The organism is Streptococcus gallolyticus subsp. gallolyticus DSM 16831 (genome assembly GCF_002000985.1).
GTDB lineage: Bacteria > Bacillota > Bacilli > Lactobacillales > Streptococcaceae > Streptococcus > Streptococcus gallolyticus.
This window is the reverse complement of sequence record NZ_CP018822.1, coordinates 2,053,893-2,079,334: the sequence shown is the minus strand read 5'-3', so window position 1 is coordinate 2,079,334 and position 25,442 is coordinate 2,053,893. Positions and strand designations below refer to the sequence as shown.

Here is a 25,442-nt window from a genome sequence, read left to right as displayed (position 1 = left end):
AATGTTTCAGATTTTTTTGTATTAATTAACCTTCAATGTATTCTTTGAGGGCTTGTCCTTTTAAGCCAGCGTTTAAGGCAATGAGCAATTTCAAGCGTGCTTTTTGGGCGTTGAGTTCTTTGACAAACATGACACCAGCTTTGGCGAGTTGGACACCGCCACCTTCATAAGCATAAACTGGCTCGGCGATTCCGTTGAAACAACGTGAAACGAGAACAACAGGTACACCTTGTTTGATTAAATCAACGATTTCTTGAGCTGCGCGTGGTGGCACATTTCCAGCGCCAAGGGCTTCGACAACAACGCCACAGACATTGCTAGGATTTAGGAAACTGATAATGCCGTCTCCTCCCATACCAGCGTAAGCTTTTACAATAGGAACCGTTCCTGAAATATCCTGCAAATCAAAACGGACACGTGGGTCGGTCGTTCTAAAGAAAAGAATGTCATGTTTTGTAATCAGACCAAGTGGACCGTGGATTGGTGTTTGAAAGGTTGAAACGTTAGTAGTATGCGTTTTTGTGACGTATTTGGCTGCGTGAATCTCATCGTTCATGACAACGAGAACACCTTTTCCGATAGCTTGGTCATGACTAGCCACACGAAGGGCACTAAGATAATTATAAACACCGTCACTACCAAGCTCGTTTGATGAGCGCATAGCACCCGTTAGGACAATAGGAATATTGGGAATTTCCATTGTATCAAGAAAATAAGCCGTTTCCTCTAGGGTATCTGTGCCATGAGTGATGACAATGCCGTCATAATTATCAGCGTTTTTCTTAATCTCTTGGTAGAGTTTTAGCATATGTTTAGGTGTAATGTGCGGGCTTGGAACATTAAAAAAATCAAGTGCCGTCACTTGAATGTTTTCAAGATTAACCCCAACATGATTCATTGGATTATCAGTATCTGGGCGGACATTACCTGCTTCATCAGCGTGCATAGAAATGGTACCACCAGTATGCAGAACAAGGATTTTTTTCATTATTATAAAACTTCCTTTAAAAATGTGTTATAATCTATTTTAACATAAAGATGGAGGGCAAGGAACCGATTTGGCGATAAAAGCAGTCTTTTTTGATATTGATGGAACTCTTTTAAATGACCGAAAAAATGTGCAACAATCAACACAAAAAGCCATTAAAAGTTTGAAAAAACAAGGAATTTTTGTTGGTCTGGCGACAGGGCGCGGACCGAGTTTTGTACAACCGTATCTTGAAAATCTTGGCTTGGATTTTGCGGTAACCTATAACGGGCAATATATTTTTACACGTGACCAAGTGCTTTATCATAATCAATTGCCTGTTTCAACCATTTATCGTATTATTCGTTATGCGAGTGATAGGCGCCGTGAAATTTCTCTGGGAACAGCATCTGGTTTAGTTGGTTCACGTATTATTGATATGGGAACTAGTCGTTTTGGACAAGTGGTTAGCACGATTGTCCCAAAACGTTGGGCAAAAGCAGTGGAGCGCAGTTTTAAGCATTTGATTCGTCGTTTCAAACCGCAAAATTTGAACAATCTGTTAACCATTATGCGTCAGCCAATTTACCAAATCGTTCTTGTTGCAACTGAAGGTGAGACTGATAAGATTCAGGAAGCTTTTCCTTATATCAAAATCACACGTAGTAGCCCTTATTCTGCGGACTTAATCTCAAAAGAACAATCAAAGATAAAAGGGATTGAGCGTGTGGGTGAGATGTTTGGCTTTGAATTAGCTGAAGTCATGGCATTTGGTGATTCTGATAATGATATTGAGATGTTATCAGGTGTCGGTATTGGTGTGGCTATGGGAAATGCCAAAAGCTCGGTCAAAGAACTCGCTCACTATACAACTGACAGCAATAACAATGATGGCATTTCAAAGGCTTTGGCTCATTACGGCTTAATTCATTTTGAAGTTGAAGAAAGTTTTGAAAGTCAAGACGAGAATTTCAATAAAGTTAAGGATTTTCATCATCTTATGGACGGTGAGACTTGCGAAACACCACGATTGTACGGCAGTGAAGAGGCAACACATCGTTCTGATTTTAAAGTGGAAGAAATTGTCGAATTTTTACATGCGGCAAGTAAGGGGAATCCAGAAGCGTTTGAAAAATCGATATCAGATTTGCATGCTGCCATTGATAAAGCAGTAAATAAAGTACGAAGTAAAGAACATCCAGAAACACCGCTGGTTGGTCAGGTAGATGCTTTGACGGACTTGTTATATTTGACCTATGGTTCATTTGTTTTGATGGGAGTTGACCCAAAACCATTTTTTGATACGGTTCATGAAGCCAATATGGGAAAAATCTTTCCTGACGGAAAAGCGCATTTTGATCCTGTAACACATAAAATTTTGAAACCGGATGACTGGGAAGAACGGTTTGCGCCTGAACCTGCTATCAAACGTGAACTTGACCGTCAAATTCAAAAATCATTAAATCGTAAAAAAAGAAACCAAGCTAGTCATTAAACTAACTTGGTTTTTTTTGTAATTATAGAAGATTGATTAAAAATTATTATTAAAGAGTATCGATATGGCGCAAGACTTAGAAAGTCTTTTCGCTATCACGAACAACTAGCAAATCGACTTTTGCATGACGCATGATGTATTCTGATGAAGAACCGATAAGAAGTCGTTCAAATGTGTTGAGACCAGTTGCCCCAACCATAATCAAGTCAACTTTTTCTTTGTCAGGAATATCTCGTGCTAGGAGAGTTTTAGGATTACCAAATTCGATAACTTGTTTGACTTTCGTTAATCCTTTTTCGCGTGCTTGTTGCTCATAATCGTTCAATACATCTTTTGCTTCCTGTTCGAGCTTTTCATAAATGTAAGTGTCGAAAGTAGCAACACTTTGAAGTGCGCGTGTATCAATAACGTGTGTTAGTAGCAACTCAGCATTATTGCGTAGTGCAATATTTACCCCTTTTTCAAAAGCCAACTCTGATTCATAAGAACCATCAATCGCAATTAGGATTCGTTCATAATGATGTGACATAACTGCCTCCTCCTTAATTATGCTAGCAAGAGCGTAAAAGTGACCGAAAATGTAGGATTAATAAGAAATCTTGGTTTTAGTGACCTAAGGTTAGTTATCCGTGTGCTATTACATCAGGTAAAAGCATCCCGCATTCCAAACTTTCAGCCCATATCAATAAGTTTAATAAGCTAATTGCGGGATGAATAAGTAGCGTTAAACGCTTACAATTATTGTTAAAACATCCCTAAACTTATTATACTCTTTTTATATAAAAAATGAAAGCGTTTGAAGTATTTTTCTGAATATTTTTTGCTATAATAGAAAAAGCGAGGGAAAAAGTAATGAGAAAAGATATGGTAGCTGTTTTAAAAGATTTGTATCGTCATAAATACACATACATTTTACGAGCAACGATTTTACAACTCCTAATCACGACAGTTGGGGCTTATGTCTTGTCACTGTTAATTAGGGTTGTTTTGGTTGGTTCTGATATTCCAGGAATGACAACTGATAATATCTTTTCTTTTTTAACCAATCCGTTAACATTAAGTGTTTTGGTGATTTATCTTTTTTTGCTAGCTTTTTTAGTTTACCTAGAATTTTCGCTTCTCGTTGAAATTATTCGGCATAAGGAAGCAAAACTACGGTTGACTTGGACGCGGTTAAAAGAAGATGCAATTTACTTTTTTAAAGCCATTTCAGGTTGGCATTTCTTGGCCTTTTTGGCTTATCTTGTTTTAACGATTCCGTTTTTGAATGTGATGTTTTCATCAGCTTTGTTAGAAAATCTCTATATTCCGAAATTTATCTCAGGTGAGCTTTTGAAAACGACGAATGGAAAACTACTCTATTATGGGCTTTACCTTGTTTTAGGCTACCTAAATCTTCGATTTTTATACACCTTGCCCTTGACGGTGACTGGAAAAGGTGAACGTTTTGGGCGTAATATGGCAACATCTTGGCAACTAACACGTGGTAAGAAAATTTTTAAATTATTTGGGCTTGCTATTGTTCTGATTAGTGTTATAGCTGTTGTTGCTGTGTTTAGTTTTCTTGGCATCAGTTTAGCGGCTTTGGTTGATGGCGCAGATAAATCGTTTTGGGTTGAAACTTTATTCTTATCCTTTGTTTGGGGAGTATTGTTTGCAGGGCGACTGCTGTTCAAATTAGCATCGATTTCCTACTTATTACAAGTGACAGAAAATAGCAGTAGCACTTTAGCATCTGCTAATCAAGGAAAAAGACGACATCGTTTGTTAGCTTTGACTGGACTTATTTTGGTCATTGGTGGTATTAATTATATATACAATGTTTTGAAAGTGTCTGGCGAACCTGTGGAGCACTTAGAAGTGATTGCACATAGGGGAATGGTTTCGCAAGGGGTTGAAAATTCTCTGGAAGCTTTGGAAGGTGCGGCGAATGCTGGCGCTGACTATGCTGAAATGGATATTATTTTATCAAAAGACCAGCAATTTATCGTTAGCCATGATGATAATCTCAAACGCTTAACGGGCAAGGATATCACGATTTCACAATCTAATGCCAAAGACGTTATTGGTTTGAAAACAAGTCAAAATGGATACCAATCGCAAATTGTTTCTTTCGAGGATTACGTCGCTAAGGCAAAGCAACTCGGTATTAAATTGTTAGTCGAGTTAAAACCAACAGGCAATGAACCTGCAAATTATGAACAATTGTTTGTTGATAAAATGAAAGAGCTGGGTGTTGAAAAATCTTATATGACCATGTCTGCGGACCTAAAGACAATTGAAACGGTTGAAAAACTTGACCCAACAATCAAAACAGGTTATACCATTTCTTTGCAAATTGGAAATTTCACCAGCCAGAAAGTGGATTTTTATGCGATTGAGGACTTCTCATATAATGAGCTCTTAGCACGTACAGCGCATAAAAATGGCAAGAAGATTTACGTCTGGACGATTAATTCAACTGATGATATTGAAAAATACATCGAAACCAGTACAGATGGGATTATTACCGATTATCCAGACTTGGTGAGTGATATTGAAGTATATTTAGCAAACGATAATAGCTATCTTGACTATTTTTTGCGTCTAACTAACCTTTCTTGGATTGAAAATTTGTAAGGGAAAGTTTATAATATCTAAAACGAGGTAAAATCTATGAAAATATTTGATAAATCTTCAAAGCTAGAACACGTTTCTTACGACATCCGTGGACCAATTCTTGACGAAGCCACTCGTATGATTGCTAATGGTGAAAAAATCTTGCGCCTTAATACTGGTAACCCAGCCGAATTTGGCTTTACAGCACCAGATGAAGTTATCCGAGATTTGATTGCCAATGCTCGTAATAGTGAAGCCTATTCAGATAGTAAAGGGATTTTTTCTGCGCGTAAGGCAATTATGCAATATTGTCAGCTAAAGGGATTCCCACATGTGGATATTGATGATATTTATCTAGGAAATGGTGTGTCTGAATTGATTTCAATGTCTCTTCAGGCGCTTCTTGATGATGGCGATGAAGTCTTGGTGCCAATGCCTGATTATCCATTGTGGACAGCTTGTGTTAGCTTGGCGGGCGGTAATGCTGTTCATTATCTTTGTGATGAAAAAGCTAACTGGTATCCTGATATTGATGATATCAAATCAAAAATCACTTCTAACACAAAAGCGATTGTTGTGATTAACCCTAATAACCCAACAGGCGCTTTATACCCTGATGAGCTTCTTAAAGAAATTGTTGAAATTGCTCGTCAAAATGATTTGATTATCTTTGCTGATGAAATCTATGATCGCTTGGTAATGGACGGCAAAAAACACACAGCAATTGCTAGCTTAGCACCAGATGTTTTCTGTGTGTCAATGAATGGTTTATCAAAATCTCACCGAATCTGCGGTTTCCGTGTTGGTTGGATGGTCTTATCAGGTCCTAAAAATAATGTTAAAGGCTACATTGAAGGACTTAATATGTTGGCAAATATGCGTCTTTGCGCCAATGTTTTAGGTCAACATGTTGTTCAAACATCACTTGGTGGCTACCAATCAGTTGATGAATTGTTGATTCCTGGTGGTCGAATCTATGAACAACGTAACTTCATCTACAAAGCTGTTAATGAAGTTCCAGGGCTTTCAGCTGTGAAACCAGACGCAGGACTTTACATTTTCCCTAAAATCGACCGTGAAATGTATCAGATTGATGATGACGAACAATTCTGTTTGGAATTATTGAAACAAGAAAAAGTCATGTTGGTTCCGGGTAAAGGATTCAACTGGAATGAGCCAGACCACTTCCGTATCGTTTATCTACCACGCGTGGAAGAATTGGCAGAAGTTCAAGAAAAATTAACACGAGTATTAAATCAATACCGACGCTAAAGAGAAAGCTATTAAAATGTTGGAAATTTACAGTTTGATTGAAAAATCAACTTTAAAATCCGAACATTTTGATGCTTTTTTTGATTAAAATTCGCTTAAAAAGAATGCGTTTACAAAAATGTCAGAAGATAAAGGAATTTTCAGATAATTGTTTGCAAAATAAGGATTCCTTTGATATAATTGTAACGCAAATAACGCAAAGGAAGTAGAAAATGCCGAATTTATTAGAAAAAACACGAAAGATTACATCAATTTTGCAACGCTCTGTTGACAGCTTAGACACTGAATTGCCATATAATACAATGGCTGCTCAATTAGCTGATATCATTGATTGTAACGCTTGCATCATCAACGGAGGAGGTAACCTTCTTGGTTATGCAATGAAGTATAAAACAAATACTGACCGCGTAGAGGAATTCTTTGATGCCAAACAATTCCCAGAAAGCTATGTTAAAGCGGCTAGTCGTGTTTACGACACAGAGGCAAACTTGTCTGTGGATAATGAATTGACTATTTTCCCAGTAGAATCAAAAGACATCTATCCTGATGGCTTGACAACTATTGCACCAATTTATGGTGGTGGTATGCGTCTAGGTTCTCTTATCATTTGGCGTAATGATAAAGAGTTTTTAGAAGATGATTTGATTCTTGTTGAAATTGCCTCAACAGTAGTTGGTATCCAATTACTTAATCTTCAAACTGAAAATCTTGAAGAAACCATTCGTAAACAAACAGCTGTTAATATGGCTATTAACACGCTATCTTACTCAGAAATGAAAGCTGTATCAGCTATTTTGGGTGAATTAGACGGTACAGAAGGTCGCTTAACTGCATCAGTTATTGCTGACCGCATTGGTATCACACGTTCAGTTATTGTTAATGCCCTACGTAAATTGGAATCTGCGGGGATTATCGAAAGTCGTTCATTGGGTATGAAAGGAACTTACCTTAAAGTCATCAATGAAGGTATTTTCGATAAATTAAAGGAATATAATTAATGAAAAAAGCTCTTATTTCAATTGACTATACCTATGATTTTGTAGCAGATGATGGCAAGTTAACGGCTGGAAAGCCAGCACAAGCTATTGAAGAAGCTATTACGCGTGTCACCAAAGAAGCCTATGAAGCGGGGAATTATATCTTCTTTGCTATTGACGGTCACGATGAGGGGGATGATTTTCATCCAGAGACAAAATTGTTCCCACCTCATAATATCAAGGGAACAAGTGGTCGTGATTTATATGGTCAGTTAGCTGATTTATATGCAGAAATCAAGGAAGATAGCAAAGTATTTTGGTTGGATAAACGTCATTATTCAGCCTTTTCAGGGACGGATTTGGATATTCGATTGCGTGAACGTCGTGTGACAACTGTTGTATTGACAGGCGTTTTGACGGATATTTGTGTCCTTCATACAGCTATCGATGCTTACAATTTAGGATATGACATTGAGATTCCTGCGGAAGCAGTTGCGAGCTTAACAGAGGAAAATCATCAGTTTGCACTAAATCATTTTAAAAATGTCTTAGGTGCAAAGATTGTTTAAAAGTTTGGAAGAAGTGGTAGACCACTTCTTTTTTTCATGTTAAAGAGGCTTAAAATATGGTATAATTTTAAGGACTGTATTGTAATTTAGGTTACGATTTAATTTAATCAAGGAGAGATAGAGATGAAAATTTCTGAAGAAGAAGTTCGTCATGTGGCTGATTTGTCAAAATTGTCCTTTTCTGAAGAAGAAACAGCAGAATTTGCGACAACTTTGTCTAAAATTGTAGATATGGTAGAACTCTTGAATGAAGTTGATACAGAGGGCGTCCCTGTAACGACAACAATGGCAGATCGTAAGACTGTTATGCGTGAAGATGTGGCAGTAGCTGGTGATGACCGTGATGAGCTCTTTAAAAATGTGCCTCAATCTGAAAATTACTATATTAAAGTTCCTGCTATCTTAGAGGACGGAGGAGATGCCTAATGTCATTTAATACAAAATCAATTGATGAGTTGCATAATCTTCTTGTCAATAAAGAAATCTCAGCGGTTGAATTAACCAAAGCAACACTTGAAGATATTAAAGAACGTGAAGCAGTTGTTGATTCTTTCATCACTGTTTCTGAAGAAGCAGCTCTTGCACAAGCGGCAGCCGTTGATGAAAAAGGAATTGATGCTGATAATGTGATGTCAGGGATTCCTTTGGCTGTCAAAGATAATATTTCAACACGTGGTATTTTAACAACGGCAGCGTCTAAAATGCTTTACAACTATGAACCCATTTTTGATGCAACTGCGGTTGAAAAACTTTACGGTAAGGATATGATTGTTGTTGGTAAAACAAACATGGACGAATTTGCCATGGGTGGTTCAACTGAAACATCATACTTTAAGAAAACAAAAAATGCTTGGGATCATAGCAAAGTTCCTGGTGGATCATCTGGTGGTTCTGCGGCAGCTGTTGCTTCAGGTCAAGTTCGTTTGGCATTAGGTTCTGATACTGGTGGTTCAATCCGCCAACCGGCAGCCTTTAATGGTGTTGTTGGTTTGAAACCAACTTACGGACGTGTATCACGTTTTGGTTTGATTGCATTTGGTAGCTCACTTGACCAAATCGGTCCATTTTCTCAAACAGTTAAAGAAAATGCGCAATTGTTGAATGTGATTGCTGGTCATGATGCTAAAGATGCGACATCTTCTGACCGCGAAGTGGCTGATTTCACAGCTAAAATTGGTCAAGATATTAAAGGCATGAAAATTGCTTTGCCAAAAGAATATCTTGGTGAAGGTATCGACCCAGAAGTGAAAGAAACAATTCTTAAAGCGGCTAAACACTTTGAAAAACTTGGTGCAACGGTTGAAGAAGTTAGCCTTCCACACAGTAAATATGGCGTAGCGGTTTACTATATCATTGCCTCATCAGAAGCTTCTTCAAACTTGCAACGTTTTGACGGTATTCGTTACGGTTACCGCACTGAAAACTACAACAATCTTGAAGATATTTACGTTAATACACGTAGCGAAGGTTTCGGTGATGAAGTGAAACGTCGTATCATGCTTGGTACATTTAGCTTGTCATCAGGTTATTACGATGCTTACTTCAAAAAAGCTGGTCAAGTTCGTACATTGATTATTCGTGATTTTGAAAAAATCTTTGCGGATTATGATTTGATTTTAGGTCCAACTGCTCCAAGTGTCGCTTATGATTTGGATTCGCTTAATCATGACCCTGTTGCTATGTATTTGGCAGATATTTTGACAATTCCTGTCAACTTGGCTGGGCTTCCAGGGATTTCAATTCCTGCTGGATTTGCTCAAGGGCTTCCAGTTGGTATGCAATTGATTGGTCCAAAATACAGCGAAGAAACTATCTACCAAGCTGCAGCAGCCTTTGAAGCAACAACTGATTATCATAAACAACAACCGATTATTTTTGGAGGTGACAAATAATGAACTTTGAAACAGTCATCGGGCTTGAAGTCCACGTTGAGTTAAATACAAATTCAAAGATTTTTTCACCGACATCAGCACATTTTGGTAATGAACAAAATGCCAATACAAATGTTATCGACTGGTCATTTCCAGGTGTTCTTCCTGTGATGAATAAAGGTGTTATTGACGCTGGTATTAAAGCAGCCTTGGCACTTAACATGGATATTCACCAAAATATGCACTTTGACCGTAAAAACTATTTCTATCCTGATAATCCAAAAGCTTACCAAATTTCACAATTTGATGAGCCAATTGGCTACAATGGTTGGATTGAAATTGAGCTTGAAGATGGGTCAACTAAGAAAATTCGTATCGAACGTGCTCACTTGGAAGAAGATGCTGGTAAAAATACTCACGGTACTGATGGTTATTCTTATGTTGACCTTAACCGTCAAGGTGTGCCATTGATTGAAATCGTATCAGAAGCTGATATGCGTTCACCAGAAGAAGCTTATGCTTACTTAACAGCCCTTAAAGAAGTTATTCAATACACTGGTATTTCTGACGTTAAAATGGAAGAAGGTTCTATGCGTGTGGATGCCAACATCTCTCTTCGTCCATATGGTCAAGAAGAATTTGGTGTGAAAGCTGAATTGAAAAACTTGAACTCATTTAACAACGTGCGTAAGGGGCTTATCTATGAGCAAAAACGCCAAGCACAAGTTCTTCGTTCAGGTGGTCAAATTCAACAAGAAACACGTCGTTATGATGAATCAACTGGTGAAACAATCTTGATGCGTGTTAAGGAAGGGTCATCAGATTATCGTTATTTCCCAGAACCAGACCTGCCACTTTACGAAGTGTCAGACGAATGGATTGAATCAGTTCGCAAAACATTGCCAGAATTTCCAAAAGACCGTCGTGCCAAATACGTCAATGAATTTGGTTTGACAGCTTACGATGCTGCGCAATTGACAGCAACGAAAGCAACATCTGATTTCTTTGAAAGTGCAGTTGCGCTTGGTGGTGATGCTAAACAAGTTTCTAACTGGTTGCAGGGTGAAGTTGCTCAATTCTTGAACAGCGAAAATAAGACACTTCCAGAAATCTTGTTAACACCTGAAAATCTTGTTGAAATGCTTGCTATCATTGCTGACGGCACTATTTCATCAAAAATTGCTAAGAAAGTCTTTGTTCATTTGGCTAAAAATGGTGGTTCTGCGCGTGAATACGTTGAAAAAGCTGGTTTGGTTCAAATTTCTGACCCTGCTGTGCTTATTCCGATTATCCACCAAGTCTTTGAGGACAATGAAGCTGCTGTTGCTGACTTTAAGTCTGGTAAACGTAATGCCGATAAAGCCTTCACTGGATTCTTGATGAAAGCCACAAAAGGTAAAGCAAACCCACAAGTTGCCCTTAAATTGTTGGCACAAGAGTTGGCAAAATTAAAAGAAGACTAATAAATTAAAATCATCCTTCGGGGTGATTTTTTTGTACCAGCATGACAGAATTTTTAGAAAGATTATTTTACAAAAAGTGTCAGAAGTGGTGTGTTTTCTTTGATTCAAATATGTTATACTGATAGCTGAATTTATTTTTGATGTGTTGAATGGAGTTAAGATGAATAAGAATTTAAAGGGAACAATTATGGTGCTTATGGCAGGTATTGCTTGGGGGATTTCTGGCATCTCAGGGCAATATCTTATGGCACATGGGATGAACATTAACTTGTTGACAAGCGTGAGATTGATTGTCTCAGGGCTTTTGTTGACTGCAATGGCGATGATTTCGCAACCACAGCATTTTTTTCGTGCGATAAAACAGCCGAAAGTTCTTGGTGGTATCGCTGTGTTTGCCATTATTGGGCTTTTGATGAATCAATATGCGTATTTGATGGCAATTCACTACACGAATGCTGGTACGGCAACGGTTTTACAGTATGTGGCACCGATTATTATTTTGGCTTATGTGTCGTTGAAAAATAAGCAACTCCCGACATTGTCAGAATTCTTTGCGATTCTCTTTGCGATTTTAGGTACCTTTATCATTGCAACGCATGGTCATTTTGATGGTTTGGCAATGACTCCGAAAGGCTTTTTCTGGGGGCTATTTTCAGCAGTAACTTATTCTTTTTACATTGTTTTGCCTGCTAAATTAATTCGTGAATTTGGCAGTTTTACGGTGATTGGACTTGGCATGCTTATGGGGGGCGTTGTTTTTCCAATCGTGACACGCTCATGGCAGTATCCTCTAGTGTTAACATCAGGGAATTGGTTAGCTTTATTTGGGATTATCATTATCGGAACTGTCTTTGCTTACACTTTCTTCTTAAAAGGGACTACGATTATTGGGGCTGTGAAAGGGAGCTTGCTTGCAGCGATAGAACCAGTCTCATCAGTTTTTTTCTCGGTAACCATTATGCATGAAATTTTCTACCCAATGGATTTTGTGGGAATGATTTTCATTATCGTAGCCGTTTTAACGGTTTCTCTTCGTGACTTAATCGCTGTGCGTAAACAATTGCATTAATCATAATATTAAAGGGTTATAGTTGAGCAGATTTGCTTGCTATAACTTTTTTTGTTTTGCCCCTTGACATTCTTGTAAAAGAAGCTTAAACTATATTTTGTTAGCTTTCTAACAATTAGCTAACTAACAAAAATGAGGAAACGTTATGGAAAAAAATATCGGACGTTTGGTCAAAAAGGCAAGTAATCAATTGGGACGAGAGTTTGACCAATTCGCAAAACCTTTTGATTTGACTGGTATGCAGATGTCTATCATTGATTTTTTAAGTCAAGGTGTAAAGGAAGAATATTTCCAACAAGACATTGAAAAAGAATTTAACATTCAGCGTTCAACGACGACGGTACTTTTGCAACGAATGGAGAAAAAGGCACTGATTTATCGTCAAGTATCACAACAGGATGCCAGACAAAAATCTGTTCATTTAACGGAGAAAGCTCAAGGTTTAGTGGAAGAATGTCGCTCTTACTTCAGAAACCAAGAAAAAGAGTTGGAAAAAAACTTTTCAGAAGAGGATATTGCCATTTTTGAGAAAATTTTACAGTATTACATGAAAGAAAAATAGGAGGACTCATGTCAGAAGAAAAAATTTCACCTAAAGTCATTAGAGCCATTGTTGGTGCGGGAATGTTATCATTTTGTGGTGTGGTTGTCGAAACAGCTATGAATATCACATTTCCAACCTTGATGACAGAATTTGGAATTAATACCTCAACGGTTCAATGGATGACAACGATTTATCTTTTGGTTGTTGCGTCAGTTGTGCCTTTGTCAGCTTACTTAAAACGTTCATTTAAGACAAAATCTGTCTTTTTAGCAGCCAACTTGTTGTTTATTTTGGGTGTTCTAATCGATGCTATTGCACCAAGTTTTGCCATTCTTTTATTTGGTCGTGTGGTCCAAGGGATTGGTGTCGGAATTGCCCTTCCTTTGATGTTTAATATCATTTTGGACCAAGTGCCAATGAGTAAAATCGGTGCAATGATGGGAGTGGGAACGTTGATTACAGCGGTCGCTCCAGCGGTTGGACCAACATTTGGTGGTTTGGTCGCTTCAAACTTAGGTTGGCGTTTTATTTTTGTTCTGTTGATTCCGTTGTTATTAGTTTCTTTGGTATTAGGTGTGACATCTATTGAACAAAAAGATGAAGTGGTGCGTGAAAAATTGGATATTCTTAGCGTGATTGTGATTCTTTGTGCCTTTATTGGTCTGATTTTAGGAATTAATAACCTTGCTGATTACGATTTTCTTAGCTTGCCTGTTTTAGGTAGCCTATTTGTTGGTATTGCAGGGCTTATCGTACTTGTGAAACGTTCAGCTCAATTAGCTGTGCCGATCGTTGAGTTATCCGTTTTGAAAAATGGAAAATTTGCAGGACACGTTGTGGCATTTTTCCTTTTCCAAATTGTTAACTTGGGATTATCATTCTTGATTCCAAACTATGTTCAATTGGTTAATCATTCAACATCAACGGTAGCAGGTCTTTTGGTTTTTCCAGGAGCGTTTATTGGTGCTTGCTTTGCTCCATTTAGTGGAAGCATCTTGGACCGTTTGGGAGCTAAAAAGCCAATTATCTTTGGGGTAAGCATGCTTGTCTTTGCTCTTTGTCTTTATAGTATTTTTGGCTTGCATTTATCAAATGCTTGGTTGACAATTTTCTACATCTTATCAATGGGTGGAACTGGAATTGCTTTTGGCAATGTCATGACAAGTGGTCAAAAACAAGTAGCATTTAAGGAGCGTGCAGATGCTAACGCAATTTTTAATACACTACAACAATTTGCTGGCGCTGTTGGAACAACAATCGCTTCATTGATTGTAGCCCTAAGCCAAACAAACAGCAGCCTTAGTTACTCTGCAGCAACAGCCCAAGGCTCACGAAATGCCTTTATCGTCTTGCTAATTCTAGCAGCTATCGAACTTGTCATCTTACTACGAGTTGTTGACGGAAAAGAAAAATAAATTATAGAGAGAGTGGCTTGCCACTCTTTTTTCATTAAATTTCCTTATGTGGGAATGGTTTTCAATTCGCCATATTTTGGCAAATATGTTAAAATGAATAGTAAAATATATTTTTTGGAGAAGAATTTGAGTATAGACGATTATAGGCCGACCTTCGTGGTTGAGGCAGTTTATGATTTAAGAGCAGATGATTTATTACGACGTGGGATTCATGCCGTGTTAGTGGATTTAGATAATACCTTAATCGCATGGAATAATCCTGATGGAACGCCTGAAGTGCGTGCATGGTTAGATGAGATGACTATGGCGGATATTTCAGTTGTTGTCGTATCAAATAACAAGCATTTTCGTGTGAATCGTGCGGTTTCGCGATTTGGTGTGGACTTTGTTAGCCGTGCCATGAAACCTTTCACACGCGGTATCAATATGGCAATCAAACGTTATGGTTTTGATCGTGATGAGGTTATCATGGTTGGTGACCAGTTGATGACGGACATTCGTGCGGCACACCGTGCTGATATTCAGTCCGTTTTGGTCAAGCCATTAGTGACTTCTGATGCTTGGAATACAAAGATTAATCGTTGGCGCGAACGCCGTGTTTGGGCTAAACTTGAAGAAAAATACGGAAAAATTCAATATCAAAAAGGAATTTAATGGAAGAATTATTATGTATTGGCTGTGGAGCCAAAATTCAAACAGAAGATAAGGAAAAGGCAGGATATACCCCAAAAGCTGCTCTTGAAAAAGGTTTAGAGAGTGGCGAATTGTATTGCCAAAGATGTTTTAGATTACGTCATTACAATGAAATCACCGATGTGCACATTACTGATGATGAATTTTTGAAACTTCTGCACGAAGTTGGTGATAGTGACGCCCTTGTGGTTAATGTTGTGGATATCTTTGATTTCAATGGTTCAGTTATCCCTGGCTTGCCACGTTTTGTTTCTGGCAATGACGTCCTACTTGTCGGAAATAAAAAGGATATTTTGCCAAAATCAGTTAAGGATAGCAAAGTGACACAATGGCTGACAGAACGTGCGCACGAAGAAGGACTTCGTCCAGTTGATGTCATTTTGACGAGCGCCCAAAATCATCAAGCTATCAAGGACTTGATTGAAAAGATTGAAAAATTACGTCGTGGGCGTGATGTTTACGTCGTGGGTGTTACAAACGTTGGTAAATCAACCCTTATCAATGCTATTATCAAAGAAATAACAGGGGAAAAAGATATTATTACGACATCTCGCTTCCCTGGAACAACCCTTGATAAAATCGAAATTCCATTGGACGACGGTAGTTATATTTTTGATACACCAGGGATTATTCACCGTCACCAAATGGCACATTATCTTGGGGATAAAAATTTGAAATACATCAGTCCTAAGAAAGAAATTAAACCGAAAACTTATCAGCTCAACCCTGAACAAACGCTGTTTTTGGCTGGTTTGGGACGTTTTGATTTTATCTCAGGAGATAAGCAAGGTTTTACAGCTTATTTTGACAATAATTTGAAATTGCACCGTACCAAGTTAGCTGGTGCTGATGCTTTCTATGACAAACATGTCGGCAGTCTTTTGACACCACCGACAGACAAGGAATTAGCTGATTTTCCAAAATTAGTCCGTCATGAATTTACCATTAAAGCTAAAATGGATGTGGTTTATTCTGGGCTGGGTTGGATTCGCATTAAAGCTTCGCAAGATAGCCCTGTTAAAATTGCTGCTTGGGCGCCAGAAGGTGTGGCAGTATTGCTTCGCAAGGCATTGATTTAAAAGAATAAAAAGAAAGGAAGTTCAGGTCAGTTTTTGAGTGACTTGAACAGAGGCGGAAAATTTACTGAAAAGCCAACTGAACAAATTAAGATTTTTTGTTGAGTGTGTTTTCAGCGGATTTTCATGCCTGATATGATAATTATGTTAACATCAAAACAACGTGCTTTTTTGAAATCACAAGCACACTCAATGAAACCAATTGTGCAAGTTGGGAAAAATGGTCTTAATGACCAAATTAAAACAAGTGTCCGAAATGCTTTGGATGCGCGCGAATTGATTAAGGTAACGCTTCTTCAAAATACCGATGAAGATATTCACGAAGTTGCTGAAATCTTAGAAGATGAAATTGGTTGCGATACTGTTTTGAAAATCGGACGTATCCTTATTCTTTATAAAGAATCGTCTAAAAAACAAAACCGTAAAATCTCACCAAAAGTAAAAGAATTGAATCAATAAAGTCAAGTTTACGAATTGACAATGTCGTTTAAAGAGTTAGTCGTTTAAGAAGTCGCCTGGCTTGGAGGTAGTCAATATGGCATTAGAATTGTTAACTCCATTCACCAAAGTTGAATTGGAGAAGAAAGAAAAAGATAAAAATCGTAAGCAGATTGGAATTCTAGGAGGTAATTTCAATCCTGTTCATAATGCACATCTCGTCGTTGCAGACCAAGTTCGCCAACAATTGTGTTTGGATAAGGTTTTTCTTATGCCCGAATACGAGCCACCACACGTTGATAAGAAAAATACAATCGATGAAAAACATCGCTTGAAAATGCTTGAATTAGCCATTGAAGGTGTTGATGGTTTGGGGATTGAAACCATTGAATTGGAACGTAAAGGCATTAGCTATACTTACGATACAATGAAGCTTTTGATTGAAAAAAATCCTGATGTTGATTACTATTTCATCATTGGCGCAGACATGGTGGATTATTTGCCAAAATGGTATAAAATTGATGAATTGATTAAAATGGTGCAATTTGTCGGTGTTCAACGTCCTAAATACAAAGCTGGAACGTCTTATCCAGTGATTTGGGTTGATGTGCCGCTGATGGATATTTCATCTAGTATGATTCGTCATCATTTTGAAAATGGTTGCCGTCCTAATTTCCTAATGCCACAGGCAGTTATTGACTACATTGAGAAAGAAGGACTTTATCATGACTTATGAGGCTTATACCGCAGGGATTGAACGTGCTGAGCTTTTAGGCAAAGTTGCATCAGTTATGAGTGAAAAACGTTTTAACCATGTCCTTGGCGTGGAAAAAACTGCCATTGAATTGGCAGAGCGTTATGGTTATGATACGGAAAAAGCTGGACTGGCTGGATTAATCCACGATTATGCCAAAGAGATTTCAGACCAAGAATTTTTAGATTTGATTGATAAGTATCAGCTTGACCCAGAACTAAAAAAATGGGGCAATAATGTTTGGCATGGCATGGTCGGTATTTATAAGATTCAAGAAGATTTGGGCGTGACGGACAAGGAAATCTTGCGTAGTATTGAGACTCATACCGTTGGTTCAAGTGATATGTCTTTGCTAGATAAGATTGTTTATGTGGCAGACTATATCGAGCCAAATCGCCGTTTTCCCTTGGTGGAAGAAGCGCGCGTGATTGCTAAAGAATCGTTAGATAAGGCGGTTGCCTACGAAACTGTTCATACCGTAGAACATCTAGCGCACCAAGCCTTTCCTATCTTCCCACAAACCATTGAGACTTATAATGCGTATGTTGGGTTTATGAAAGATGACAAATGAAAACAGCTCTGTTAGTGGTTGATATTCAAACAGCCTTGATAGAGGCTAAACCGTATGCTGTTGATAACTGCTTGTCTGTCTGGCAAAAAGCAATCGCCACTTGTCGTGAGAAAAACATTGAGGTGATTTACGTTCGCCACAATGACGACGAACTACTAACAGGAAGTCATGGCTGGGAAATTTACGAAGCTATTGCTCCAGAAGTTGACGAGAAAATCTTTGATAAGCATTATAATAGTGCTTTTAAAGAAACTCATTTACAGACTTATCTGGATCGCCAAGCTATTGAGCGGCTGATTATCATTGGCATGGCAACGAATTATTGCATTGATACGACTGTTAAGGTGGCGTTTGAGTTTGGCTATAATTTGGCAGTTATTAAAAATGGCACGACTACCTTTGCTGAAAGAGAAATTACAGCAGAACAATTAATACAGTATTATGAAAGCACTTGGAATGGACGTTTTGCCCAAGTGGCTGATTTAGAAGAAATTTTAAAAGAGGATTAAATGGATAAAAAAGAATTACTAGAATTGGTTGTCAAGGCAGCTGATGAAAAACGTGCAGAAGACATGGTTGTCTTAGACCTTTATGGATTGACTAGTGTGACAGATTATTTTGTAGTGGTTAGCGCTATGAACACACGTCAACTGGACGCTATTGCAGAAAATATTCGTGAAAAAGTTAAAGAAGCTGGTGGTGATGCCAGTCATGCTGAAGGTGATAGTCGTACAGGTTGGGTACTTCTTGACCTTAATGATGTTGTTGTCCATATCTTCTCAGAAGACGAACGTGAACACTACAACATTGAAAAACTTTGGCACGAAGCACCAATGGTTGACGTATCAGAATACCTTGCTTAATTTTGCAGCATTATTCTTATAATCTGGGGCACTTGTCTCAGATTATTTCATTCTAAGAATGATAGAAGTTTGATAGGACAAAACAATGAACAAAAACTACGAAAAATTTGCATCGGTTTATGATGCTATCATGGATGACTCCCTTTATGATAAATGGACTGACTTTTCGCTCCGCCATTTTCCAAAAAATAAGAAAAAACTCTTGGAATTAGCCTGTGGAACTGGGATTCAGTCAGTACGTTTTGCCAAAGCTGGCTTTGACGTAACAGGGCTTGATTTGAGTGAGGATATGCTTGAAATCGCAAGAAAACGTGCAAAAGCAGCTAGCGAAGCTATCGAGTTCAAACAAGGTAATATGCTCGATTTGTCGCAAGCAGGAAATTACGATTTGGTGACCTGTTATTCAGATTCTATCTGTTATATGGCTGATGAAGTTGAGGTTGGTGATGTCTTTAAACAAGTTTACGACTGTTTGAATGAGGACGGAGTATTCATCTTTGACGTGCACTCAACTTACCAAACTGACACCGTTTTTCCTGGTTATTCTTACCATGAAAATGCAGAAGAATTTGCCATGGTTTGGGATACCTATGCTGATGAGGCACCACATTCTGTTGTGCATGAATTGACTTTCTTCCTGCAAGACGAGGATGGACGCTTCACACGCTATGACGAAGTTCATGAAGAACGCACTTATGAAGTCCTAACTTACGATATCCTCTTGGAACAAGCAGGCTTCAAATCATTTAAACTCTACGCCGACTTTGAGGACAAAAAGCCACGCAAAAAATCAAACCGCTGGTTCTTTGTGTGCCAGAAGTAGGGGGATGGCTGATTTTTAAAGAGAAGTGGTATAAAATGGAATGTTCTCAAAATAGTAATATAAATAGTGATTTAGAAGATGAAATTAGTTATTTGATTGAACTTCATCAAGAAGGAGAATATTGGGATTTTAAACGTCAATGGTATGATTCTAGTAAAAGTGCTGATCTTTTACATGATATTATATGTATGGCAAATAATTTAGCTAACCATGATGCTTATATTATTATCGGCGTGGATGATGCTAATTTTTCTTTATATGATGTGGTTGCAGATCAAAATCGGAGAAACACTCAAAAAATTGTTGATTTTTTGAAGGATAAAAAATTTGCAGGAGATATTCGACCAGTTGTAACTGTAAAACAGGTTTTTATAGAATCGTCTACTCTAGATGTAATAATAATTCATAATAGTGGACAAACACCATTCTATCTGAAAGAAAACTTCAAAAATTTAAAAGCAAATCACATTTATACAAGAATCCAAGATAGTAATACTCCAAAAGATAAGTCTGCAGACATAGATAAGGTTGAATATTTATGGAAAAAAAGATTAGGTCTTCTTCAAACACCAATTGAAAAATTTGAAATTTATTTAAAAGATACAAAGAATTGGATAAATACTTCAGATTATATTATGGAAATGTATTATAAATTTTTCCCAGAATATAGATTAATTTATGATTTTGATGAAAGTCGACATGGTTATGAATATTATCACTTTTTTCAATCAGATTCTACTCCTAGTTATTTAAAAATACAATTATATTATCATCAAACTTTACTAGCAGATTTTGTAGGTTTATCTTTAGATGGTGGAAGATATGCTACTCCATGTCCAGAAACTGATGGTATAACTTTCAATGCTAATAGAAGATGGGATATTACGTTTAAATACATGGAAAAAGATTCATTAATTTTTAAGCTTAATGAATTCTTGTATTGTAAAGAATATACTGATGATGCAAGAATCTCTAGAAATAATTTTTTTGAAAGTATTTTGGTATTTAACTCAAAAGAAGAAAGATTAAATTTTAAGCGATTTATTAAAAGGAATTGGGAAGAAAGCAGAAAATATTACTCTAGTGAAATTCAAAGTATTGTTCCTACAGTTCCAAAATTAGGAAATGGCTATACTTATGGTGCATTTAAGCAGGAATGTGAGGACATATGTATACTTCAAAAAATGTTAAGTGAATATAGAAGAATAGATTATTAGTATAAATTTAGGAGCACTCCATGACTGTTACTGGTATTATTGCTGAATTTAATCCTTTTCATAATGGGCATAAGTATTTGCTGTCGCAGGCTGAGGGGGTCAAGATTGTTGCCATGTCGGGAAACTTTGTCCAACGTGGTGAGCCTGCGATTGTGGATAAGTGGACACGCGCGGAAATGGCGCTGCGAAATGGCGCTGATTTGGTGGTTGAATTGCCATTTTTGGTGGCTGTTCAGTCAGCGGATTACTTTGCACAAGGTGCGGTGGACATTTTAGAGCGTTTAGGTGTGGATAAGTTGGCATTTGGCACTGAAGAAAATCTGGATTATCAACACTTTTCACAGATTTATGGGGATAATCAACAGAAAATGGTGGATTACTTGCAAAGTTTGCCAGATAATTTGTCTTATCCACAGAAAACGCAGAAAATGTGGGAGACTTTTGCTGGTGTGAAGTTTACTGGAAATACGCCAAATCATATTTTAGGGCTTTCTTATGCCAAAGCTTGCGCTGGAAAAGCTATTCAGCTGACTCCAATCATGCGTCAAGGAGCAGGTTATCACTCGCTTAAGACAGAAACACCGTTTGCGTCCGCGACAAATTTGCGTGTCCACAGAAAAGACAAAGCTTTTGTGGATAAATTCATGCCAAATGCGGACCTTTTCCTCAACGCCCCTCAGGTGACTTGGGATGATTATTTCCCTTTGCTCAAATATCAAATCCTGACAAATGCTGATTTGACGGGGATTTTCCAAGTTAATGAAGAACTAGCCAGCCGTATTCGCTCTGCTATTAGGAGTGTAGCGACTGTGGACGAGTTAGTGGATAAAGTTGCCACGAAACGCTACACAAAGGCGCGTGTGCGCCGTATTTTGGCTTATATTTTGGTGGGAGCTGTGGAAAAGCCCTTGCCAGAAGCTGTTCATGTGCTGGGATTTACGCCAAAAGGGCAGGAACACCTCAAAACGGTGAAAAAATCTGTGGATATCGTGGCTCGAATCGGTGCAAAACCGTGGGATGTGGTAACGCAACAAGCCGACCAAGTTTATGCGCTAGGAAATCCACACATTCAAGAGCAAAACTGGGGAAAAGTTCCAGTGATAATAAAGAAGTAAGCGGTTACGAGTAAAAAACTTCATTTTTTCTCTTGACCCTAACGTAACGTTATAGCCTATACTTATCATCGAGAGGAGCTAGTACATGAAAACAGTAAAAGAGATGAGCCAGATATCAGGCATTAGCGTGCGAACGTTGCATTATTATGACCAGATTGGTCTTTTAACTCCCTCTTTTATTGGGGAAAATGGTTATCGCTTTTATGATATGGACGCATTTGAACGCTTGCAAGAAATTCTTCTGTTTCGTGAGCTAGAATTTCCTCTTAAAAAAATAAAGGAAATCCTGTCGGACCCAAGCTATGACAAAGAAGAAGCTTTATGTGAGCAGATAAAATGGCTCGAATTGAAAAAAGAGCATTTGGAAAAAGTTATTTGTCATGCCAAGTCCTTGCAGGAAAATGGAGGAAACATGATGACATTTACGGCTTACGACAAGTCAGAATTGGAAGCTTTTCAAAGAGAAGCTAAAGAACGTTGGGGAACGACGGAAGCTTATCAAGCATTTGAAAAAAATCCACAGACTGATTTTTCGGTCATTACGGAAGAAATGGCAGCGATAATGAGAGACTTTGCAAAGCTAAAAGAGTTTTCTTTTTCTGATGGCAAGGTTCAAAAACAAGTTGAAACTTTACAAAGCTATATTAGTGAGCATTTTTACCCATGTGATATGGAGATTTTGTCAGGTCTGGGGCAAATGTATATTGCGGATAATCGTTTCACAGCTTTTATCGATAAAGCGGCAGGTCAAGGGACAGCTAGTTTTGTCAGTTCTGCCATTGCAGAATATGTTAAAAATAACGGATAATTTATAAGTAGCCCAAGCTTTTAAAAAGCTTGGCTTTTCATTTTCAAACCAAATGTCAGCAGTTTTTGTGAGCTCATGCTAAAATGAAGGTGATTAAAGCTAACGGAGGAAAAAACATGACGACATTAGCGATTACTGGTGTGACGGGTCATTTGGGTGGTTTTGTCGCCAAGGAATTATCAGAAGCAGGTGTTGCGGCACGTCACTTGGCGCGTTCGCCAGAACGTGCTCCCAAACTGGCAGGGGCAACTGTGAAAAAATGCAGTTATGAGTATTCTGATGAAGCTATCGCGGCTCTTTCAGGAATTGATGTGCTTTTTATGATTTCAGCCAAGGAGAATCCTGAACGTTTGCAACAACACATAGCTTTTATTGATGCTGCTAAAGCGGCTGGTGTTAAGCATATTGTTTACACTTCGTTTTACAATGCTAGTCCAAGTTCAACCTTTACTTTGGCACGTGACCATGCGGCAACGGAGCAATATATTAAGGAAAAAGGATTGACTTACACTTTTTTGCGTGATAATTTTTATGTTGATTTTTTTGTTGATATGGCACGCCAATACGGTGAAATCAAAGGTCCAGCAGGTAATGGAAAAGTTTCTGCTGTTGTGCGTTCGGATGTTGCCGATGTGGCAGTAGAAATTCTTAAAAATCCTGAAAAGTGGGCAAATCAAACCTTAAATATGACAGGACCAGAAGAATTGACATTATCGGAAATGGCAGAGCAAATCAGTCATTCTCTTGGAAAAACGGTGACGTACGTTGAAGAAACTGTTGAGGAAGCTTACGACTCTCGCAAAATTTGGCAAGCCGAGCAATGGGAATACGATTCTTGGGTGTCAACTTATACCGCAATCGCTAAAGGGGAACAAGCAGGTTTATCAGATGATATTGAGTGTGTGCTAGGAAAGGCACCGACGTCATTGGCAGAGTATTTACGAGATTTGAGCTGATTTTTAATCATTTATGTACTGTAAAAGGGCTTCTTTTTCTAAAAAATGGTCGTTTAGTCGATTGTAAGGGATTTAAACACCGTCCCCCATTTTACACAGCCCCGTCAAAGTGCTATAATATTAAGGATTACGAATTTAGCTTTGCTAGTTCAGTAGTTCAATGATTTGGGGCTTTAGGGTGTCCAAATCAATTAATCATGCTAAAATAAAAATAATCTTTACAAAGGAGACTACCCATGGGACGTAAGTGGGCTAATATTGTTGCCAAAAAAACTGCCAAAGATGGTGCTAACTCTAAAGTTTATGCGAAATTTGGTGTTGAAATCTATGTTGCTGCTAAAAAAGGTGAACCAGATCCAGAATCAAACTCAGCTTTGAAATTTGTACTTGAACGTGCAAAACAAGCGCAAGTACCAAAACACGTTATCGACCGCGCAATCGATAAAGCAAAAGGTAATACAGACGAAACTTTCGTTGAAGGTCGTTACGAAGGATTTGGACCAAACGGTTCAATGATTATCGTTGATACTTTGACAAGTAATGTTAATCGTACTGCCGCTAACTTGCGTACTGCATTTGGTAAAAACGGTGGTAACATGGGAGCATCTGGTTCTGTATCTTACATGTTCGATAAAAAAGGTGTTATTGTCTTTGATGGTGATGACGCAGATAGTGTTTTTGAACAATTGCTAGAAGCTGATGTTGATGTTGAAGACGTTGAAGCAGAAGATGGTGTTGTTACTGTTTACACAGCGCCAACTGATCTTCACAAAGGTATCGAAGCTTTGCGTGCTAACGGTATTGAAGAATTCAAAGTAACTGAACTTGAAATGATTCCTCAATCAGAAGTGACACTTGAAGGTGAAGATCTTGAAGTCTTTGAAAAACTTGTTGACGTTCTTGAAGATGACGAAGACGTTCAAAAAGTTTACCATAATGTATCAGATTTCTAATATCAGACATCATTGATAAAATGATAGGATATTCAGTTCAAAAAGGCTGAATATCCTTTTTATTTTTGGTGATAAGCTAAGGCTATCTTGGTGATAAAAAAAATCTATTGGCAATTGGTGCGAATTTAGGATAGAATAATCTTATCACAGTAAGATAACCTTAAAACTAATGAAAGTGAGGACACCAAATGAAACAAGTCATTGTTGGGATTACAGGAAATATCAAAGAAATGCCAGCTATGTCAGGAATGCATTTTGATGCGGTTTCTCGTCATTTATCAGATGGTGTTAAGGTAGCTGGAGGGGTTCCAATCATCATTCCTGTGGGAACACCAGACCTTGCTAAAACCTATATCAGTATGATTGATAAATTAGTTTTATCAGGTGGGCAAAATGTTACGCCAGAATTTTACGGTGAAGAAAAAGAAGTTGATAGTGACGATTACAGCTTAGAACGTGATGAATTTGAATTTGCTTTGGTGAAAGAAGCCATTCGTCAAAATAAACCGATTTTTGCAGTCTGCCGTGGTATGCAATTGCTTAATGTTGCTTTGGGTGGCACTCTCAATCAAAAGGTTGATAATCATTGGCAAGATGATATTTCAGGAACATCTCATGAAGTGGAAATTTTGCCGAATAGTCGTGTCAGCCATTTGGTAAAATCAGGTTCATGGATTAATTCATTTCATCATCAAAGTGTCAAAGATTTGGCACCTAATTTGATTGCGACAGCGCGTGATGTTCGTGACGGGACAATCGAAGCCTATGAAAGCAAACACGGTGCGCCGATTTTGGGAATTCAATGGCACCCAGAACTTCTTTTAGAAAAAAGTGAAAGTCGTTTGTTGTTCAATTATTTGGTAAAAACACTATAAGATAGATAAAGCTGATGTCAGTCAGCTTTTTTGGTATCCAGATATTTAGGGGGAATGAAA

Annotated in this window: 27 protein-coding genes; 25 read left to right on the top strand and 2 right to left on the bottom strand. The window is 38.0% G+C overall.

Annotated elements, in window-relative coordinates; translation table 11 throughout:
* Positions 1-25 precede the first annotated feature (25 nt).
* Entirely contained in the window at positions 26-988 is a 963-nt protein-coding gene (locus BTR42_RS10320; protein ID WP_013643397.1) for an asparaginase, read from the bottom strand.
* A gap of 70 nt (positions 989-1,058) precedes the next feature.
* Here BTR42_RS10320 and BTR42_RS10315 point away from each other — a divergent pair, with 70 nt between their 5' ends.
* Positions 1,059-2,462, top strand: coding sequence for an HAD-IIB family hydrolase (locus BTR42_RS10315; RefSeq protein ID WP_012962446.1), 1,404 nt, complete (start codon positions 1,059-1,061; stop codon positions 2,460-2,462).
* Between the two features lie 76 nt (positions 2,463-2,538).
* Here BTR42_RS10315 and BTR42_RS10310 read toward each other — a convergent pair whose 3' ends face one another.
* Positions 2,539-2,991: a universal stress protein gene (locus tag BTR42_RS10310; protein ID WP_009854870.1), complete on the bottom strand. Its 453-nt coding sequence runs from the start codon at positions 2,989-2,991 to the stop codon at positions 2,539-2,541.
* 323 nt (positions 2,992-3,314) lie between these two features.
* Between BTR42_RS10310 and BTR42_RS10305 the strand changes: the two genes are divergently transcribed.
* The 24 genes from BTR42_RS10305 to BTR42_RS10190 all read left to right on the top strand — a co-directional run bounded on the left by BTR42_RS10305 (position 3,315) and on the right by BTR42_RS10190 (position 25,382).
* Positions 3,315-5,081: a glycerophosphoryl diester phosphodiesterase membrane domain-containing protein gene (locus BTR42_RS10305; protein WP_077497600.1), complete on the top strand. Its 1,767-nt coding sequence runs from the start codon at positions 3,315-3,317 to the stop codon at positions 5,079-5,081.
* A gap of 36 nt (positions 5,082-5,117) precedes the next feature.
* Positions 5,118-6,332 (top strand): pyridoxal phosphate-dependent aminotransferase, encoded by a 1,215-nt coding sequence (locus tag BTR42_RS10300; RefSeq protein WP_009854868.1) that lies wholly within the window; start codon positions 5,118-5,120, stop codon positions 6,330-6,332.
* Between the two features lie 212 nt (positions 6,333-6,544).
* Positions 6,545-7,330, top strand: coding sequence for a GTP-sensing pleiotropic transcriptional regulator CodY (gene codY, locus BTR42_RS10295; RefSeq protein ID WP_003066268.1), 786 nt, complete (start codon positions 6,545-6,547; stop codon positions 7,328-7,330).
* Positions 7,330-7,878 (top strand): cysteine hydrolase family protein, encoded by a 549-nt coding sequence (locus BTR42_RS10290; RefSeq protein WP_061458394.1) that lies wholly within the window; start codon positions 7,330-7,332, stop codon positions 7,876-7,878. The genes codY and BTR42_RS10290 overlap by 1 nt, the downstream gene beginning before the upstream one ends.
* Positions 7,879-8,001: 123 nt before the next feature.
* Positions 8,002-8,304 (top strand): Asp-tRNA(Asn)/Glu-tRNA(Gln) amidotransferase subunit GatC, encoded by a 303-nt coding sequence (gene gatC, locus BTR42_RS10285; RefSeq protein WP_009854866.1) that lies wholly within the window; start codon positions 8,002-8,004, stop codon positions 8,302-8,304.
* On the top strand, positions 8,304-9,770 hold the full coding sequence (gene gatA, locus BTR42_RS10280) for an Asp-tRNA(Asn)/Glu-tRNA(Gln) amidotransferase subunit GatA (protein WP_077497598.1): 1,467 nt from the start codon (positions 8,304-8,306) through the stop codon (positions 9,768-9,770). Before gatC ends, gatA begins: the two co-directional genes overlap by 1 nt.
* Positions 9,770-11,212 (top strand): Asp-tRNA(Asn)/Glu-tRNA(Gln) amidotransferase subunit GatB, encoded by a 1,443-nt coding sequence (gene gatB / locus BTR42_RS10275; protein ID WP_009854864.1) that lies wholly within the window; start codon positions 9,770-9,772, stop codon positions 11,210-11,212. Before gatA ends, gatB begins: the two co-directional genes overlap by 1 nt.
* Positions 11,213-11,372: 160 nt before the next feature.
* Positions 11,373-12,281, top strand: a complete 909-nt coding sequence (locus BTR42_RS10270; protein ID WP_061460033.1) for a DMT family transporter — start codon at positions 11,373-11,375, stop codon at positions 12,279-12,281.
* Between the two features lie 145 nt (positions 12,282-12,426).
* Complete coding sequence (locus BTR42_RS10265; protein WP_009854862.1) at positions 12,427-12,843, top strand: MarR family winged helix-turn-helix transcriptional regulator; 417 nt, start codon at positions 12,427-12,429, stop codon at positions 12,841-12,843.
* A gap of 8 nt (positions 12,844-12,851) precedes the next feature.
* Positions 12,852-14,240, top strand: a complete 1,389-nt coding sequence (locus tag BTR42_RS10260; protein ID WP_077497596.1) for an MFS transporter — start codon at positions 12,852-12,854, stop codon at positions 14,238-14,240.
* A 126-nt stretch (positions 14,241-14,366) separates the two neighbouring features.
* A complete protein-coding gene (locus tag BTR42_RS10255; protein WP_331852235.1) occupies positions 14,367-14,894 on the top strand; it encodes a YqeG family HAD IIIA-type phosphatase in 528 nt (175 codons plus the stop codon).
* Positions 14,894-16,012 (top strand): ribosome biogenesis GTPase YqeH, encoded by a 1,119-nt coding sequence (gene yqeH / locus BTR42_RS10250; RefSeq protein WP_009854859.1) that lies wholly within the window; start codon positions 14,894-14,896, stop codon positions 16,010-16,012. The genes BTR42_RS10255 and yqeH overlap by 1 nt, the downstream gene beginning before the upstream one ends.
* A gap of 141 nt (positions 16,013-16,153) precedes the next feature.
* Complete coding sequence (gene yhbY / locus BTR42_RS10245) at positions 16,154-16,468, top strand: ribosome assembly RNA-binding protein YhbY (RefSeq protein WP_061460053.1); 315 nt, start codon at positions 16,154-16,156, stop codon at positions 16,466-16,468.
* A 76-nt stretch (positions 16,469-16,544) separates the two neighbouring features.
* The gene (locus BTR42_RS10240; protein WP_009854857.1) at positions 16,545-17,183 is read left to right on the top strand and encodes a nicotinate-nucleotide adenylyltransferase; all 639 of its coding nucleotides are present in this window, start codon (positions 16,545-16,547) and stop codon (positions 17,181-17,183) included.
* Positions 17,173-17,772 carry a bis(5'-nucleosyl)-tetraphosphatase (symmetrical) YqeK gene (yqeK, locus tag BTR42_RS10235; RefSeq protein WP_009854856.1) on the top strand — a complete coding sequence of 200 codons (600 nt, stop codon included), beginning with the start codon at positions 17,173-17,175 and terminating at the stop codon, positions 17,770-17,772. Before BTR42_RS10240 ends, yqeK begins: the two co-directional genes overlap by 11 nt.
* Complete coding sequence (locus tag BTR42_RS10230) at positions 17,769-18,281, top strand: cysteine hydrolase family protein (RefSeq protein WP_077497594.1); 513 nt, start codon at positions 17,769-17,771, stop codon at positions 18,279-18,281. The genes yqeK and BTR42_RS10230 overlap by 4 nt, the downstream gene beginning before the upstream one ends.
* The gene (rsfS, locus tag BTR42_RS10225; protein ID WP_003066240.1) at positions 18,282-18,635 is read left to right on the top strand and encodes a ribosome silencing factor; all 354 of its coding nucleotides are present in this window, start codon (positions 18,282-18,284) and stop codon (positions 18,633-18,635) included.
* An 85-nt stretch (positions 18,636-18,720) separates the two neighbouring features.
* Entirely contained in the window at positions 18,721-19,458 is a 738-nt protein-coding gene (locus tag BTR42_RS10220) for a class I SAM-dependent DNA methyltransferase (RefSeq protein WP_012962440.1), read from the top strand.
* The gene (locus tag BTR42_RS10215) at positions 19,446-20,675 is read left to right on the top strand and encodes an ATP-binding protein (protein ID WP_231873053.1); all 1,230 of its coding nucleotides are present in this window, start codon (positions 19,446-19,448) and stop codon (positions 20,673-20,675) included. The genes BTR42_RS10220 and BTR42_RS10215 overlap by 13 nt, the downstream gene beginning before the upstream one ends.
* 20 nt (positions 20,676-20,695) lie before the next feature.
* Positions 20,696-21,790, top strand: coding sequence for a nucleotidyltransferase (locus BTR42_RS10210; RefSeq protein WP_077497589.1), 1,095 nt, complete (start codon positions 20,696-20,698; stop codon positions 21,788-21,790).
* Between the two features lie 85 nt (positions 21,791-21,875).
* Positions 21,876-22,598: a MerR family transcriptional regulator gene (locus BTR42_RS10205; protein ID WP_077497586.1), complete on the top strand. Its 723-nt coding sequence runs from the start codon at positions 21,876-21,878 to the stop codon at positions 22,596-22,598.
* 116 nt (positions 22,599-22,714) lie between these two features.
* Positions 22,715-23,554, top strand: coding sequence for an SDR family oxidoreductase (locus tag BTR42_RS10200; RefSeq protein WP_077497583.1), 840 nt, complete (start codon positions 22,715-22,717; stop codon positions 23,552-23,554).
* Positions 23,555-23,790: 236 nt separating this feature from the next.
* Complete coding sequence (locus BTR42_RS10195) at positions 23,791-24,507, top strand: YebC/PmpR family DNA-binding transcriptional regulator (RefSeq protein WP_009854846.1); 717 nt, start codon at positions 23,791-23,793, stop codon at positions 24,505-24,507.
* A 188-nt stretch (positions 24,508-24,695) separates the two neighbouring features.
* The gene (locus BTR42_RS10190; RefSeq protein WP_009854845.1) at positions 24,696-25,382 is read left to right on the top strand and encodes a gamma-glutamyl-gamma-aminobutyrate hydrolase family protein; all 687 of its coding nucleotides are present in this window, start codon (positions 24,696-24,698) and stop codon (positions 25,380-25,382) included.
* The last annotated feature ends 60 nt before the right edge of the window (positions 25,383-25,442 follow it).